The organism is Burkholderia sp. Bp8984, from assembly GCF_003853755.1.
Classification (GTDB): domain Bacteria; phylum Pseudomonadota; class Gammaproteobacteria; order Burkholderiales; family Burkholderiaceae; genus Burkholderia.
Window position 1 is genome coordinate 1 of the sequence record NZ_QTQN01000024.1, and the last position, 15665, is coordinate 15665.

Consider the following 15665-nt stretch of genomic DNA (forward strand, 5'->3'; position numbering starts at 1 on the left):
GGCTCGGTGGCTCGGTGGCTCGGTGGCTCGGTGGCTCGGTGGCTCGGTGGCTCGGCGGCTCGGCGGCTCGGCAGCTCGGCAGCTCGGCAGGTCGACGGCTCGGTACCGAGGAAGCGGCGCGCGGCACGACGACCGCCGCCGCGCCGCTCAGATATCCAGCGGATCGACCTCGACGCTCCACCGCAGCACGCCCTTCAGCGCGCGCAGTTCCGGCTGCCATGCGCGCAGCGCGTGCTGCAACGCGGCCCGCGATGCGCTTTCGAGCAGCAGCTGCGCGCGGTGGACGTTCGCGACCTTCACGATCGTCATCGGCACCGCGTCGTACACGGTCACGCGATCGGCACCCGGCAGCCCCGGCAACGCAGCCGCGGCCTGCAGCAGGAACGCGAGCGCCGCGTCGAGCGTGCGCCCCTCGGCGCGCAGCAGCGCCTGGTAGACGAACGGCGGCAGGTGCGCGTCGCGGCGCTCGCCGAGCGTCGAATTCGCGAAGCCGACGTAATCCTGCCGGCCGAGCGCGTGATACAGCGCGTGACGCGGATAACGCGTCTGCACCAGCACCTCGCCCGGCAGCCCCGCGCGCCCCGCGCGGCCGCTCACCTGCATCAGCTGCGCGAACAGCCGCTCGCTCGCGCGGAAGTCGTGCGAGAACAGCGCGGTGTCGGCATTGAGCACGCCGACGAGCGACACGCGCTGGAAGTCGTGCCCCTTCGCGATCATCTGCGTGCCGACCAGGATGTCGACTTCACCGGCGTGCACATCCGAGAACAGCGCCTGCGCACTGCCCTTGCGCCGCGTGCTGTCCGCGTCGATCCGCAGGATCCGTGCGCCCGGCACGGCCTCGGCGAGCGCCTCCTCGATGCGCTGCGTGCCGCGCCCGAGCGGCGCGATGTCGACGTTCCCGCATTCCGGGCACGAACGCGGAATGCGCGCTTCCCAGCCGCAGTGATGGCAGCGCAACGCGTGCTCGGGTTTGTGCAGCACGACATAGGCGCTGCAGCGCGGGCAACCGGCGACCCAGCCACACGCGTCGCACGCAAGCTGCGGTGCGTAGCCGCGCCGGTTCAGGAACACGAGGCTCTGCTCGCCGCGCTCGAGCCGCGCCTTCAGCGCCGCGACGAGCGGCCCCGACAGCCCGCCCATCGACGCGCGCCCGCGCCGCCGCTCCTCTTCGAGATCGATCAGCCGCACGGTCGGCAGCGTCGCGTCGGCCACCGCGCGGCGCGACAGCGTGAGCCGCGTGTAGCGCCCCTGCTCGGCCTGCCACCAGGTCTCGAGCGACGGCGTCGCCGAACCGAGCACGACCGGAATACCGAGATGCTTCGCGCGCCACACCGCGAGATCGCGCGCCGAATAGCGCAGCCCTTCCTGCTGCTTGTACGCGGGCTCGTGCTCCTCGTCGACGACGATCAGCGCGAGCGTCGGCAGCGACGCGAGCACCGCGAGCCGCGTGCCGAGCACGATCCGCGCGCGGCCCGTATGTGCGGCGAGCCAGTTGCGCGCCCGTTCGCCTTCGGCGAGCCCGCTGTGCAGCGTGACGATCGCGTCGTCGGCGAGCGTGCCTGCGAAGCGCGCGCGAAACGCGGCCTCGAACTGCGGCGTCAGGTTGATTTCGGGCACGAGCACGAGCGCCTGCGCGTCGGGCCGCGCATCGAGCAGCGCGGCGAGCGCATGCAGATACACCTCGGTCTTGCCGCTGCCGGTCACGCCATGCAGCAGGAACGGCGCGAAGCCCTGCGCGGCGCGGATCGCGTCGAGCGCCTCGGCCTGCTGGTCGGTGAGCGCCGGCGGCACAGTTCGTCCACCGGTTGTCGACAGGTTATCCACAGCTTTGGGCACAGGCGCGTCGGCCCAGCCGATTTCCTCGATCGCGACCCAGCCGCGCGCCGCCCAGTCGTCGAGGGTGGCCGCCGCCTTCGGGTGCAATGCGCGCGCATCGGGCAGCGTCAGCGAATCGGTGTCGGCGAGTGCCTGCGCGAGCCGCCGCAGCGCGGCCCCGCGCGCGGGCAGTGCGTCGGGGAGCGCCGTGCGGCCGGCTTCGGTCAGCCGGTGACGCACTTCGGGCGCCAGCAGCCGCCCCCAGCGCTCCGCGTCGCGCAGCGCCTGCGGCAACGCCGGCAGCGCGACTTCACCGCGACCGCGCTGGTAGTAGTCGGCCGCGAAGGAGACGAGCGCAAGCCAGTCCGGCGCCAGCGGCGGCAGCTCGGTACAGATCGCGTCGATTGCCCGCAAGCGGGACGGCGGCACGTCGGTGTGAGTCGTCACTTCGCAGACGAGGCCGACGACCTGCCGCTTGCCGAACGGCACCTGCACCAGGGTGCCTGGCTCGGGCGCCGGCTGGACGTCGCAGCGGTAGTCGAACAGGGTGGCGAGCGGATGGTCGAGGGCGACCCGCAGGTAGGTGCCGTCCATCACCGCGCTCCGGCGGCAGCGCACAGCGCACGGACGACTTGCATCCGAGTCCGCATCACGGTGACGGACTTAAAGTAAAACTTCAGATTCGGCGCTAAGTTTTGGATTCGCATTAGGAATCGCCGTATACCCTGACCAGCCTGTGGATAACTTTGTTGAGAACTCCCCATCCAATCGCCGCAAAGCGCGCGGGGCCGTGCTTTCCGCTGTTTCCGGCCGCCGTGTGCCGCGCCCCGCGGAGCCTTATTCCATAAGGCTGCTATTCAAATTACCCAACCATAGCGAGACAATTCGACCGATGCAGGGCTCTACCGCGCTGCAACGTGGAAAATGTGCATAAGTCAAGTCTTGACAAGCGATGGATCGGCAACCGGGGCGGGGTTGCGCCCTGTTTAGCGCCGACAGCGAAACGCCGTCATCCCGCAGTGCAGCATGACAGCGCTTGCGCTCAGCCCGCCGCTCCGCTACGAATCTTGCGGCTGTGCGCGTGCACTTCGTCGACGAGTTCGGCGACGTGGTCGGGCGACGTGAACTGCGAGATGCCGTGGCCGAGGTTGAATACGTGGCCGGGATGATTGCCGTAGCTGTCGAGTACCGCGCGGGCCTGCTCGCGCACCGCGGCCGGCGGCGCAAACAGGATCGTCGGGTCGAGGTTGCCCTGCAGCGCAACGCGCCCCGCGACACGCTCGCGTGCGGCGCCGAGGTTGACCGTCCAGTCGAGCCCGACCGCGTCGACGCCGGTCGCCGCGATTTCCTCGAGCCACAGCCCGCCGCCCTTCGTGAACGTGATCACCGGCACGCGCTCGCCGTCGTGCTCGCGCTTCAGTTGCGCGACCACCCGGCGGATGTAGTCGAGCGAGAAGCGCTGGTATGCGCCGTCCGCCAGCGCGCCGCCCCACGTATCGAAGATCATCACGGCCTGCGCGCCGGCTTCGATCTGCGCGTTCAGGTATGCGGCCACGGCCTGCGCGTTCACGTCGAGGATGCGGTGCATCAGGTCGGGGCGCGAATACGCCATCGACTTCACCGTGCGGAAGTCGTCCGACCCGCCGCCTTCGACCATGTAGCACGCGAGCGTCCACGGGCTGCCCGAGAAGCCGATCAGCGGCACGCGCTGGCGGCCCTGGCCGTCGGTCAGCGCGCGGCGAATCTCGCGCACGGCGCCCGTCACGTAGCCGAGCGTTTCCTCGATGTCGGGCACCGCGAGCTTCGCGACATCGGCCTCGGTGCGCACCGGATGCGCGAACTTCGGCCCTTCGCCGACCTGGAAGTCGAGGCCGAGGCCCATCGCGTCGGGAATCGTCAGGATGTCCGAGAACAGGATCGCGGCGTCGAGCGGGAAGCGCTCGAGCGGCTGCAGCGTCACTTCGGTCGCGTAATCGGGATTCTTCGCAAGGCCGAGGAAGCTGCCGGCGCGCGCGCGCGTCGCGTTGTACTCGGGCAGGTAGCGGCCGGCCTGGCGCATCAGCCAGATCGGCGTGTAGTCGGTCGGCTCGCGCAGAAGCGCACGCAGGAAGGTGTCGTTGAGCAGGGTATGGGCCACGGTAGGAGCGACGATGCGAAGGCAAAGCGGCATTTTACCGGAGCGGGGCCGCACGGCTGCGTATGTCGATGCGATGGCGGCCATATGAAGCGCGCGATGGCTCCGTTATGATCGGACGCTGATATCGAACCGATCCACGGAGGAGACCGATGAAGACATTTGCCACGCGCGCCGCACTCGCCGCCGCCACCCTGCTTTGCTGCGCCGCCGCGCACGCGCAGGGTACGACCGCACCGTCGTCCGCGGCCGCGGCCGGCTCGCGGCTCGACGACGTGCTCGCACGCGGCACGCTGCGCGTGTGCACGACGGGCGACTACAAGCCGTATTCGTACTACCGGAGCGACAGCCGCTTCGAAGGCATCGACATCGACATGGCCGAGTCGCTCGCGAAATCGCTCGGCGTGAAGGCCGACTTCGTGAAGACGAGCTGGTCGAACCTCACCAACGACTTCGTCGCGAAGTGCGATATCGCGGTCGGCGGCGTATCGACGACGCTCGAGCGCCAGAAGCGCGTGTTCTTCACGCAGCCGTACGTGGTCGACGGCAAGACGCCGATCGTGCGCTGCGCGGACGCCGACAAGTACCAGACCGTCGCACAGATCGACCGACCCGAGACACGCGTGATCGTGAACCCGGGCGGCACCAACGAGCGCTTCGCGAAGCAGTTCTTCACGCACGCGAACCTGACCGTCTACCCTGACAACGTGACGATCTTCAAGCAGATCATCGCGGGCAAGGCGGACGTCATGGTGACGGACGCATCCGAGACGCTGCTGCAGCAAAAGCTGAATCCGGGCCTGTGCTCGGTGCATCCGGACAAGCCGTTCCAGTTCGGCGAAAAGGCGTACATGGTGCCGCGCGGCGACGTCGTGTTCCAGCAGTATGTCGACCAGTGGCTGCACCTCGCGCTGTCGACCGGCGAATACCAGGCGATCGCCGACAAGTGGCTGAAGTAAGCACGATCGCGGGCGGCAACGGCGGCCGATAGCAGACACGACCCCGCTATCGCAGCAGGCGAACGGGGCGCGGGCGGCACTATGGCCGTCCGCCGCCCCGTTACACACGGCGCGGGGGCTGAAGACGTAAAACCGCGAAAATTGGCCGAATAGCCGACTACCGCGCGCGCCGATCACGTTTCAAAATCTTTCTGACGAATGAATCGTCATATGCGATATGTGCCGCGCGATGCACATTCGGGCGTGTAAATCGGCCATTCACCGATGCTGATACGCATGAAAAACGCATTATGTGCAACCGCTGAAAACTCTGCGGAAAAGATGGGTAAATATGACCTTTTTCAGGACCCCGAAAACAGCAAAAAATCCCGGAAAGCCTTATCTGGCGGGCGTTACAACCTGAAACACTTTGTTACCGCGAGGGGTGAGCAATTCGCCCACAATGGCCTCAACGGTTTCAACACGGATGCGGTCTCGTGTGCCAAGTGTGAGCGGACGCGAAGCGCTGCGAGCCAGTCGGTCACGTACCGAAGCCCTTCCGAGGGGCATCCCTGTTGGAGTCGTTTCCGGCCCCCCGCCGGATCCGGTTTCATCTTTGGTCTCCTCGCGCTAACCCCGTAGCGTGTGGTTTTTAGCGGGCTAATAAGCCCGCTTTTTTTCGTCCATCGAAAATGCAAGGCCCGCAGGCCGCCGCGTTTTTCCTGCCGCCGGCCAACCGGCCTCTCACGCGGTCTTCTGCACGTCCAGCTTCAGTTCCTCGATCATCCGGTCGCGCATCACGAACTTCTGCACCTTGCCCGTCACCGTCATCGGCAGCTCGTCGACGAAGCGGATGTAGCGCGGAATCTTGTAGTGCGCGATCTGGCCGCTGCAGAACGCGCGCACGTCGTCCTCGGTCATCTGCTCGTCCGCGCGCAGCACGATCCACGCGCACAGCTCCTCGCCGTATTTCGGATCCGGCACGCCGAACACCTGCGCGCTCTGAATCTTCGGATGCCTGAACAGGAATTCCTCGATCTCGCGCGGATACACGTTCTCGCCACCGCGGATCACCATGTCCTTCAGCCGACCGACGATGTTGCAGTAGCCGTCCGCGTCGAGCGTCGCGAGGTCGCCCGTATGCATCCAGCCGTCGACCAGCACCTCGCGCGTCTTCGCGTCGTCGTCCCAATAGCCGAGCATCACCGAATAGCCCTTCGTGCACAGCTCGCCCGTCGCGCCGACCGGCACGATCTCGCCGTTCGGATCGACGATCTTCACCTCCAGGTGCGGCTGGATGCGCCCGACCGTCGTCGTGCGCTTCTCGAGCGGATCGTCGGTCGAGCTCTGGAACGACACGGGGCTCGTCTCCGTCATCCCGTACGCGATCGTGATCTCGCGCAAATGCATCTGCGACACGACGCGCTTCATCGTCTCGATCGGGCACGGCGAGCCGGCCATGATGCCGGTGCGCAGCGTCGACAGGTCGAACTTCGCGAAGTCCGGATGATCGAGTTCCGCGATGAACATCGTCGGCACGCCGTGCAGCGCGGTACAGCGTTCGTCGGCCACGGCCGCGAGCGTCGCGACCGGATCGAATGCCTCGCCGGGGAACACCATCGCCGCGCCCTTCGACACGCACGCGAGCACGGCCAGCACCATCCCGAAGCAGTGATACAACGGCACCGGGATGCAGAGCGAATCCTGTTCGGTGAAGCGCATCGCCGCCGCGATCGAGCGTGCGTTGTTGACGACGTTGCGGTGCGTGAGCGTCGCGCCCTTCGGGCTGCCGGTCGTGCCGCTCGTGAACTGGATGTTGATCGGCTCGGTGGCCACGAGCGTCGCGCCGATCGCGTCGAGCCGAGCGACATCGAGCGTGTCGCGGCCGCGCGCCATCACGTCCGCGAAGCGGAACATGCCGGCTGGCGCCGCCTCGCCCATCGAAACGATCGTTCGCAGGCTCGGCACGCGCGCCGCATGCAGGTCGCCCGGCGTCGCGCTCGCGAGCTCCGGCGCGATGGTCTGCAGCATCTCGACGTACGCGGACGTCTTGAAGCGCTCGGCCGCGATCACGGCCTTGCAGCCGACCTTGTTCAGCGCGTATTCGAGTTCCGCGAGCCGGTAGGCCGGGTTGATGTTGACGAGCACCGCGCCGATCCGCGCGGTCGCGAACTGCGTGAGCAGCCATTCGCTGCGGTTCGGCGACCAGATGCCGACGCAGTCGCCCTTCACGATCCCGAGCGCGGCGAGGCCCGCCGCGAGCACGTCGACCTCGTGTGCGAATTCGCGCCAGGTCCAGCGCACCTGCTGTTCGCGAAATACGACGGCCGGACGATCGGGAAAGCGGCCGGCCGTGTCGAGCAGGAACCGGCTGATCGTCGCTTCGGATAGCGGCACGTCGGTCGCGCCGCGCACGTACGACAGTCCGTTTTCGGGCGCGATCAGCGCCCCCTTGCCAAGGTCTGCTGCCATCGATGTCTCCGTCCGTTTTTGTCTGATCGGCCCGGCGCGCGGCTCGCGCGCTTGCCTGCTCCGCCACGATCGCGGCGGACTGCCTCTGCCCGGATGATGCCGCGCTCTGCTGACGACACTCTGACATCAAATCGCGGCGGGCGGATGAAATAGCACGACCGGACGGTACGATCCGGCCCGCAAAAAAACAGACGAAAACGACGGGCGAAAAAAAAGCAGCCCGAAGGCTGCTTTCTTTCGCGGGATACGCGCGCGCGGCTCAGTGCCGGCTGCGGATCTTCGCCAGACGCTGGATCGCTTCGAGCTGCGCCATCGCGGTCGCGAGCTCGGATTGCGCCTTTGCGAGGTCGAGGTCCGACTTCGCGTTCTGCAGCGTTTCCTCGGCACGCTTGCGCGCTTCCTCGGCTTTCGCCGCGTCGAGGTCCTTGCCGCGGATCGCGGTATCGGCGAGCACCGTCACGGCGCCCGGCTGCACTTCGAGAATGCCGCCTGCGACGAACACGAATTCGTCGTTGCCGCCCTCGACTTCGATGCGCACCGCACCCGGACGAATCCGGGTGATGAGCGGCGTGTGGCCCGGCAGAATGCCCAGCTCACCCGTTTCGCCCGGCAGCGCGACGAATTTCGCCTCGCCCGAGAAGATCTGCTCTTCCGCGCTGACGACGTCTACTTTGATGGTTGCCATATCGACTCCAATCTCATCCACGGGTTGAGCGTATTGCGGCCGGCGCGAGCAGCCGGAACAAAGTCATCGCTGACTGATTGCTCCGGCCGGCACACGCCGGCTTGCGACTCACTCAAGCCGTTACTGGATCTTCTTGGCCTTTTCGAAGGCTTCGTCGATCGTGCCGACCATGTAGAACGCCTGTTCCGGCAGGTGGTCGCACTCGCCGTCGACGATCATCTTGAAGCCACGGATCGTTTCCTTCAGCGGCACGTACTTGCCCGGCGAGCCCGTGAACACTTCAGCGACGTGGAACGGCTGCGACAGGAAACGCTGGATCTTACGCGCACGTGCGACCGACAGCTTGTCTTCCGGCGACAGTTCGTCCATGCCCAGAATCGCGATGATGTCGCGCAGTTCCTTGTAGCGCTGCAGCGTCTGCTGAACGCGACGGGTGATCGAGTAGTGCTCTTCACCGATCACGTTCGGGTCGATCTGGCGCGACGTCGAGTCGAGCGGGTCGACCGCCGGGTAGATACCCAGCGAAGCGATGTCACGCGACAGAACGACGGTTGCGTCCAGGTGGCCGAAGGTGGTTGCCGGCGACGGGTCGGTCAAGTCGTCCGCAGGGACGTACACGGCCTGGACCGACGTAATCGAGCCCTTCTTGGTCGACGTGATGCGCTCTTGCAGCTTGCCCATTTCTTCAGCGAGCGTCGGCTGATAGCCCACTGCCGACGGCATACGGCCGAGCAGTGCCGACACTTCGGTACCGGCCAGCGTGAAACGGTAGATGTTGTCGACGAAGAACAGCACGTCGAGGCCTTCGTCACGGAAGTGCTCGGCCATCGTCAGGCCGGTCAGCGCGACGCGCAGACGGTTGCCCGGCGGCTCGTTCATCTGGCCGTACACCAGCGCGACCTTGTCGAGAACGTTCGAGTCCTTCATTTCGTGGTAGAAGTCGTTCCCTTCACGGGTACGCTCGCCCACGCCCGCGAACACGGAGTAACCGCCGTGTTCCTTCGCGATGTTGTTGATGAGCTCCATCATGTTGACGGTCTTGCCCACGCCAGCACCGCCGAACAGGCCAACCTTGCCGCCCTTCGCGAACGGGCAGATCAGGTCGATGACCTTGATACCCGTTTCGAGCAGTTCGGTCGACGGCGACAGTTCGTCGAACGCCGGAGCCTTCTGGTGGATCGAACGCGTCGTTTCGCTTTCGATCGGGCCGGCTTCGTCGATCGGACGGCCGAGGACGTCCATGATACGACCGAGGGTCGGCTTGCCGACCGGAACCGAAATCGGCTTGCTCGTGTTCTTCACGGTCAGGCCGCGGCGCAGGCCGTCGGATGCACCCAGACAGATGGTACGGACCACGCCGTCGCCCAGCTGCTGCTGGACTTCGAGCGTCAGTTCCGAGCCATCGAGAATGAGCGCGTCGTAGATCTTCGGCATGCTGTCGCGCGGGAATTCCACGTCGATAACGGCGCCGATGCACTGTACGATCTTGCCTTCTACCAAAGCAGCAGTACTCATCGCTTTTCCTTTAAATACCTGATTCTTTACTCGCGCAAGGGCGCAGTTGTCGTCCGTGGCGCGCGCTTAAACAGCGGCTGCGCCGCCGACGATCTCCGACAGTTCTTTCGTAATCGCGGCCTGGCGGCTCTTGTTGTACACGAGCTGCAGTTCGCTGATCACCGTCTTCGCGTTGTCGGACGCGGCCTTCATCGCGACCATCCGCGCCGATTGCTCGGACGCCATGTTCTCCGCGACGGCCTGGTACACCAGTGCCTCGACGTAACGCACGAGCAGTTCGTCGACGACTGCCTGCGCGTCCGGCTCGTAGATGTAGTCCCACGACGTGGCCGGCGTACCGTCATCGGCTTCGAAGTGTTCCGACGACAGCGGCAGCAGCTGCTCGATCACGGCTTCCTGCTTCATCGTGTTGACGAAGCGCGTGTAAGCGATATAGACCGCCGACAGCTTGCCTTCCGAGTACAGATCGAGCTGCGTCTTCACGGCGCCGATCAGCTTGTCCAGATGCGGGGTGTCGCCGAGGTGCACGACCTGCGACATCACCTTCGCGCCGAAGCGGTTCAGGAACCCGAGGCCCTTGCCGCCGATCGCGGTGGCTTCGACCTTCTGGCCCTTCTCTTCCAGCTCCTTGAACTTCTGCACCGTCGCACGCAGCACGTTGGTGTTCAGACCGCCGCAAAGACCCTTGTCCGTCGTGACGAGGATGATGCCGGCCGTCTGCGCGCCGTCGTTTGCCACCATGAACGGGTGGCGGTACTCCGGGTTCGCACGGCTCATGTGCGCGGCGATGGCACGGACCTTGTCTGCATACGGACGAGCGGCGCGCATGCGTTCCTGCGCGCGACGCATCTTCGATGCAGCCACCATCTCCATCGCCTTCGTGATCTTGCGCGTGTTCTGCACGCTCTTGATCTTGCCGCGAATTTCCTTCATTCCAGCCATAGCTTGCTCCTTGACCGAAGCGGCGCGGGCGCATCAGCACCCGCGCGGCCTCAGTGTGTCACTCGCGGATCAATAGGCACCGGACTTCTTGAAGGATTCGATCGCCGAGCGCAGTGCGCCTTCGTCGTCCTTCGAGAGATCCTTGGTGTCTTCGATGCGCTTGATGAGGTCAGCGTGGCTGGTCTTCAGGTTGTCGCGCAGGCCCTTCTCGAACGACAGCACTTGCTTGACGTCGAGATCGTCGAGGTAGCCGTTGTTCGCGGCGTACAGCGACACGGCCAGTTCCCAGACCTGCAGCGGCTGGTACTGCGGCTGCTTCAGCAGTTCCGTCACGCGGCGGCCGCGCTCGAGCTGCTTGCGGGTCGCTTCGTCGAGGTCCGATGCGAACTGCGCGAATGCAGCCAGTTCACGGTACTGCGCGAGGTCGGTACGGATACCGCCCGACAGCTTCTTCACGACCTTCGTCTGAGCGGCGCCACCGACTCGCGACACCGACACGCCGGCGTTGATTGCCGGGCGGATGCCTGCGTTGAACAGGTCGGTTTCCAGGAAGATCTGGCCGTCGGTAATCGAGATCACGTTCGTCGGAACGAACGCGGTCACGTCGCCAGCCTGCGTTTCGATGACCGGCAGTGCCGTCAGCGAGCCGCTCTTGCCCTTCACTTCGCCGTTCGTGAACTTCTCGACGTACTCTTCCGACACGCGAGCAGCACGCTCGAGCAGACGCGAGTGCAGATAGAACACGTCGCCCGGGTATGCTTCACGGCCCGGCGGGCGGCGCAGCAGCAGCGAGATCTGACGGTATGCCCAAGCCTGCTTGGTCAAGTCGTCATAGATGATCAGCGCGTCTTGGCCGCGGTCGCGGAAGTATTCGCCCATCGTGCAGCCGGCGTACGGCGCGAGGTACTGCATCGCTGCCGAATCCGAAGCCGAAGCGGCGACGACGATCGTGTATTCCATCGCGCCCGTTTCTTCGAGCTTGCGAACCACGTTCATGATCGACGAAGCCTTCTGGCCGATCGCGACGTAGATACAGATCAGGTCCTTGCCCTTCTGGTTGATGATCGCGTCGAGCGCCACCGCGGTCTTGCCGCACTGACGGTCGCCGATGATCAGCTCACGCTGGCCACGGCCGATCGGCACCATCGCGTCGATCGACTTGATGCCCGTCTGCACCGGCTGCGACACCGACTTACGCCAGATCACGCCCGGGGCGATCTTTTCGATCGCGTCGGTCAGCTTCGCGTTGACCGGGCCCTTGCCGTCGATCGGGTTGCCGAGCGCATCGACCACGCGGCCGACGAGTTCCGGACCAACCGGGACTTCGAGAATGCGGCCCGTCGTCTTGACGATGTCGCCTTCCGAGATGTGTTCGTATTCGCCGAGAATCACCGCGCCGACCGAGTCGCGCTCGAGGTTCAGCGCGAGGCCGAACGTGTTGCCCGGAAACTCGAGCATTTCGCCCTGCATCACGTCCGACAGGCCGTGGATACGCACGATACCGTCGGTCACGGAGATCACGGTGCCCTGGTTGCGAACGTCTGCGCTCGCTTCAAGGCCCTGGATCCGGCTCTTGATCAGCTCGCTGATCTCAGAGGGATTGAGTTGCATTATTCGCTCCTGATAGTCAATTCTGTTGCGTGCCGGCGTGGCGCTCAGGCGGTCAAGGCAGCCTGCATCGATGCGAGGCGCGCGCGAACCGAGGTGTCGAGCACTTCGTCGCCGACCGTCACGCGCACGCCGCCGATCAGCGACGAATCGACTTCGACCGTCGGCTTCAGCTTGCGCTTGAACTTGCGTTCGAGGCCAGAGACGAGGCTTTCGAGATCCGCGCCGTTCAGCGGGAACGCGCTCACGATCTCGGCGTCGGCTGCACCTTCACGTTCGTTCTTGAGCGCCTCGAACTGCTCGGCAATTTCCGGCAGCAGCGCGATGCGATGATTGTCGACCAGCATCTGCACGAAGTTCTTCGCTTCGGCGCCGGCCGCGACCGGCGACTTCACCGCAGCAAGCAGCAACTCGGCTACTTGCGTGCGCGTCACCTTCGGGCTCGACGCGACCGACAGCACTTCCGGCAGACGCGCAACCTGGGCCAGCTCTTGCACGAGCGTGGACCAGGCGGCGATGTCACCTCCCTCGGCCACGCGGAACAGCGCTTCTGCGTAAGGGCGGGCGATGGTTGCAAGTTCGGCCATGATCAGAGCTCGGCTTTCAGTTGATTCAGCAGTTGGGCGTGGGCCGTTTGATCGACTTCGCGCTTCAGGATCTGCTCGGCGCCCTTCACGGCCAGCGCGGCGACTTCGCCACGCAGCGCTTCGCGCGCCTTCACGATTTGCTGTTCTGCTTCCGCTTTCGCCTGGGCGACGATGCGGGCGGCTTCAGCCTGGGCGTTGGCCTTGATTTCCTCGGCGACCGCCTGGGCACGCTTTTCAGCGTCGGCGATGCGCTGCTGGCCGTCGTTGCGGGCCTGCGCGAGTTCCTGGTCCACGCGCTTGTGCGCTGCGTCGAGTTCCGCCTTGCCCTTCTCCGCGGCTGCGAGGCCGTCGGCGATCTTCTTCGAACGTTCGTCGAGGGCGTTGATCAACGGCGGCCACACGAACTTCATCGTGAACCACGCGAGGACCAGGAACACGACCATTTGCGCAAACAGAGTTGCGTTGAGATTCACGGTGTTTCCTTATCTGCTATTCCGGAAAAATGAAACGGTAAGGCGCTCATCGAGTTGCATTCGATCAGCGCCCCAAGTCTCCGTTCCGCCCTGCGCCGGCTCACGCCGGTCGCATATTTCCGAGGAACCTTAGCCTGCGACGAGCTTCGACAGGAGCGGGTTCGCGAACGCGAACAGCATTGCGACACCAACGCCGATCAGGAATGCAGCGTCGATCAGGCCGGCCAGCAGGAACATCTTCGTTTGCAGCGGGTTGATGAGTTCCGGCTGACGTGCGCAGGCTTCGATGTACTTGCCACCCATCAGCGCGATACCGATACAGGCGCCGATTGCACCCAGGCCGATGATGATGCCGATACCGATGGCGGTCAGACCCTGGATGTTGGCGATGTAAGCTTGCATGATCACTCCTTTGTGAAAAGACTTGGAACTGAGATTTAAAAAACTAAAACGGAAACTCTTTTTTGCACGCCGCGCTTAGTGCTTGTCGTGCGCTTGGCCGAGATACACCAGCGTCAGCATCATGAAGATGAATGCCTGCAACAGAACAATCAGGATGTGGAAGATTGCCCAGACGCTACCCGCGATCACGTGACCAACGAAGCCGAGGAACGTTGCGTCGCCACCGAAGCTCCACATGCTGCCGAGCAGGGCGATCAACAGGAACAACAGCTCACCCGCGTACATGTTGCCGAACAGCCGCATGCCGAGGGAGACGGTCTTCGCGAGATATTCGACGATGTTGAGCGCGAGGTTAGGGATCCACAGCAGCGGGTGGGCACCGAACGGGGCCGACAGCAGCTCATGCACGAAGCCGCCCGCGCCCTTGATCTTGATGCTGTAGTAGATCATCAGGACGAACACGCCGAGCGCGATGCCGAGCGTGCCGTTCAGGTCGGCCGTCGGGACGATGCGATGGTGGGAAATCACGTCCGACAGACCGAGCAGGCCGATCACGCGGCCCGGCAGGTCGACGGGGAGGAAGTCGAGGGAGTTCATCAGCGCGACCCACACGAACACCGTGAGGGCGAGCGGAGCGATGAAGGTGCGGTTGCCGTGGACGATGGCCTTCGATTGATCCTCGACCATTTCGACGAGCATCTCGATCGCGCACTGGAAACGGCCCGGCACGCCCGACGTCGCCTTGCGGGCGGCCAGACGCAGCAGGAGGATCGTCACGATGCCGCACACGATCGACCAGAACAGCGTGTCGAGGTTCCAGACGTGGATGTCGAAAATCGACGTCTGATGCGAGGTGGAGAAATTCTGCAAGTGGTGCGCAATGTACTCGGACGGATCCGGACCGCGCGTGCCTTCGCTAGCTGCCATATCGTTAATGCCACCCAAATTGTCGAAAATCGTTTTGCCCCGTTCCGCAATACGCTATTGCCGTGATTGCGGGAACGGGCCGGTGCGATTCGTTGTCGAAACCGCACGCTGCTTGTTGCTTACCGCCAGGCCAGCGCGATCCAGTACGTCTTCAGCACGACGAGGTAGGTGACGAGGAGTGCCGGCCAGTGCACGCCGGCGTAGCCGTACGCCACTGCGGCGAACATCCCGATCGTCACGCCGAGCTTCAGGGCTTCGCCCATCACCCAGCTCATCACGGTGGCCGAGCCACCTGCCTTCAGTCGTGCCACGAACAACGCGCTTGGCACCCAGCCGATCGCTCCGCCCAGAAACGCGGATTGCGCAGCGGCGCCCGGCGACTTTGAAAACAGCCACCACGCCAGCGTTGCAACCAGGGACAAGACCACCTGCGCGATCACCACCTTGTAGGGGGTCACGCGCGACGGCTTGCTCACGTCCGGACCGAACAACCTCTCGGCTTCCGTCCGCGTGAGCGGAACGATGTTGTTATCTTGCTGCTCGGCATCCCAGTCGTCGTCGGACTCGCGCCGTTCGCCGGCCGCTGAAGCGGTGCGTTGCGCTCGGTGATCATCGTGCCTGTCGTTCGGCGCCTGACCCGCCATCGCAATCTTCCGCAAAATCCTTGAACCCGGCCCCTGCTTTCCGAAAGCTTTCAGGGGTGCCTAGCTAACAAATCCGGGCGATTGTAAGCGATAGTTGCAAGTGATTCAAGGCTTTAGACGCGACAAAAACCTACGTAAAACGACGCCTCATCATGTGAAAAACGCGCGAATCCACGACGTACGATGACAGTTGTAAGGTCGCTTTTTTGCACGGGTATTTCTTGCCCGAAAAAGTCCGGCGACGAGGCAATGACGTGGCATCGACGCCTGGTGCGGGCGACACCGGCGCGACGCGTTTGCAGCAGGAATTCCGCTGTGACGCGATCACGGAAAATGATCGGGCGCAGCGATGCGAAGGAGAGGAAATACTGTGACCACCGCGACGAGCACGATGCGCGAAATAGCTCGAACGCGAGCGCGTCGACGCCTGCAATCAGTTGTTGTGCCGCCACAGTCGATCGACTGTGGATCGCCGCACTTATCAACAGCCCCGGCTTCTCACCCACTGCGAATGCTGTGCCTC

The 15665-nt window shown here is 64.6% G+C and carries 14 protein-coding genes; 1 reads left to right on the forward strand and 13 read right to left on the reverse strand.

The annotated features are described in order from the left end of the window. Positions 1–147: 147 nt before the first annotated feature. Both DID98_RS23120 and hemE read right to left on the reverse strand, forming a co-directional pair. Positions 148–2409, reverse strand: a complete 2262-nt coding sequence (locus tag DID98_RS23120; protein ID WP_124571488.1) for a primosomal protein N' — start codon at positions 2407–2409, stop codon at positions 148–150. Positions 2410–2857: 448 nt separating this feature from the next. Beyond that, positions 2858–3952, reverse strand: coding sequence for a uroporphyrinogen decarboxylase (gene hemE, locus DID98_RS23125; RefSeq protein ID WP_311767941.1), 1095 nt, complete (start codon positions 3950–3952; stop codon positions 2858–2860). A gap of 149 nt (positions 3953–4101) precedes the next feature. On the opposite strand from hemE, the gene DID98_RS23130 reads away from it, so the two are divergent. Then, entirely contained in the window at positions 4102–4908 is an 807-nt protein-coding gene (locus DID98_RS23130) for a transporter substrate-binding domain-containing protein (RefSeq protein WP_124486824.1), read from the forward strand. Positions 4909–5631: 723 nt separating this feature from the next. Here DID98_RS23130 and DID98_RS23140 read toward each other — a convergent pair. The 11 genes from DID98_RS23140 to DID98_RS35915 form a co-directional block, all read right to left on the reverse strand. Next, entirely contained in the window at positions 5632–7359 is a 1728-nt protein-coding gene (locus DID98_RS23140) for an AMP-binding protein (RefSeq protein ID WP_124571490.1), read from the reverse strand. Between the two features lie 259 nt (positions 7360–7618). Next, positions 7619–8044: a F0F1 ATP synthase subunit epsilon gene (locus tag DID98_RS23145; protein ID WP_006477288.1), complete on the reverse strand. Its 426-nt coding sequence runs from the start codon at positions 8042–8044 to the stop codon at positions 7619–7621. A gap of 120 nt (positions 8045–8164) precedes the next feature. After that, the gene (atpD, locus tag DID98_RS23150) at positions 8165–9559 is read right to left on the reverse strand and encodes a F0F1 ATP synthase subunit beta (protein ID WP_044845237.1); all 1395 of its coding nucleotides are present in this window, start codon (positions 9557–9559) and stop codon (positions 8165–8167) included. 66 nt (positions 9560–9625) lie between these two features. Continuing rightward, positions 9626–10501, reverse strand: coding sequence for a F0F1 ATP synthase subunit gamma (gene atpG / locus DID98_RS23155; RefSeq protein WP_034209645.1), 876 nt, complete (start codon positions 10499–10501; stop codon positions 9626–9628). Between the two features lie 69 nt (positions 10502–10570). Further along, positions 10571–12112 carry a F0F1 ATP synthase subunit alpha gene (atpA, locus tag DID98_RS23160; RefSeq protein ID WP_014895499.1) on the reverse strand — a complete coding sequence of 514 codons (1542 nt, stop codon included), beginning with the start codon at positions 12110–12112 and terminating at the stop codon, positions 10571–10573. A gap of 44 nt (positions 12113–12156) precedes the next feature. Further along, positions 12157–12696 (reverse strand): F0F1 ATP synthase subunit delta, encoded by a 540-nt coding sequence (locus tag DID98_RS23165; RefSeq protein ID WP_014895498.1) that lies wholly within the window; start codon positions 12694–12696, stop codon positions 12157–12159. Between the two features lie 2 nt (positions 12697–12698). Next, positions 12699–13169, reverse strand: coding sequence for a F0F1 ATP synthase subunit B (locus DID98_RS23170; protein WP_006477283.1), 471 nt, complete (start codon positions 13167–13169; stop codon positions 12699–12701). Positions 13170–13298: 129 nt separating this feature from the next. Further along, positions 13299–13571 (reverse strand): F0F1 ATP synthase subunit C, encoded by a 273-nt coding sequence (atpE, locus tag DID98_RS23175; protein ID WP_021160442.1) that lies wholly within the window; start codon positions 13569–13571, stop codon positions 13299–13301. Positions 13572–13646: 75 nt separating this feature from the next. Then, a complete protein-coding gene (atpB, locus tag DID98_RS23180) occupies positions 13647–14498 on the reverse strand; it encodes a F0F1 ATP synthase subunit A (protein ID WP_039351439.1) in 852 nt (283 codons plus the stop codon). A 119-nt stretch (positions 14499–14617) separates the two neighbouring features. After that, positions 14618–15142 (reverse strand): ATP synthase subunit I, encoded by a 525-nt coding sequence (locus DID98_RS23185; RefSeq protein WP_124571491.1) that lies wholly within the window; start codon positions 15140–15142, stop codon positions 14618–14620. A gap of 113 nt (positions 15143–15255) precedes the next feature. Beyond that, a complete protein-coding gene (locus DID98_RS35915) occupies positions 15256–15648 on the reverse strand; it encodes a hypothetical protein (RefSeq protein ID WP_185640887.1) in 393 nt (130 codons plus the stop codon). Positions 15649–15665 lie beyond the last annotated feature (17 nt).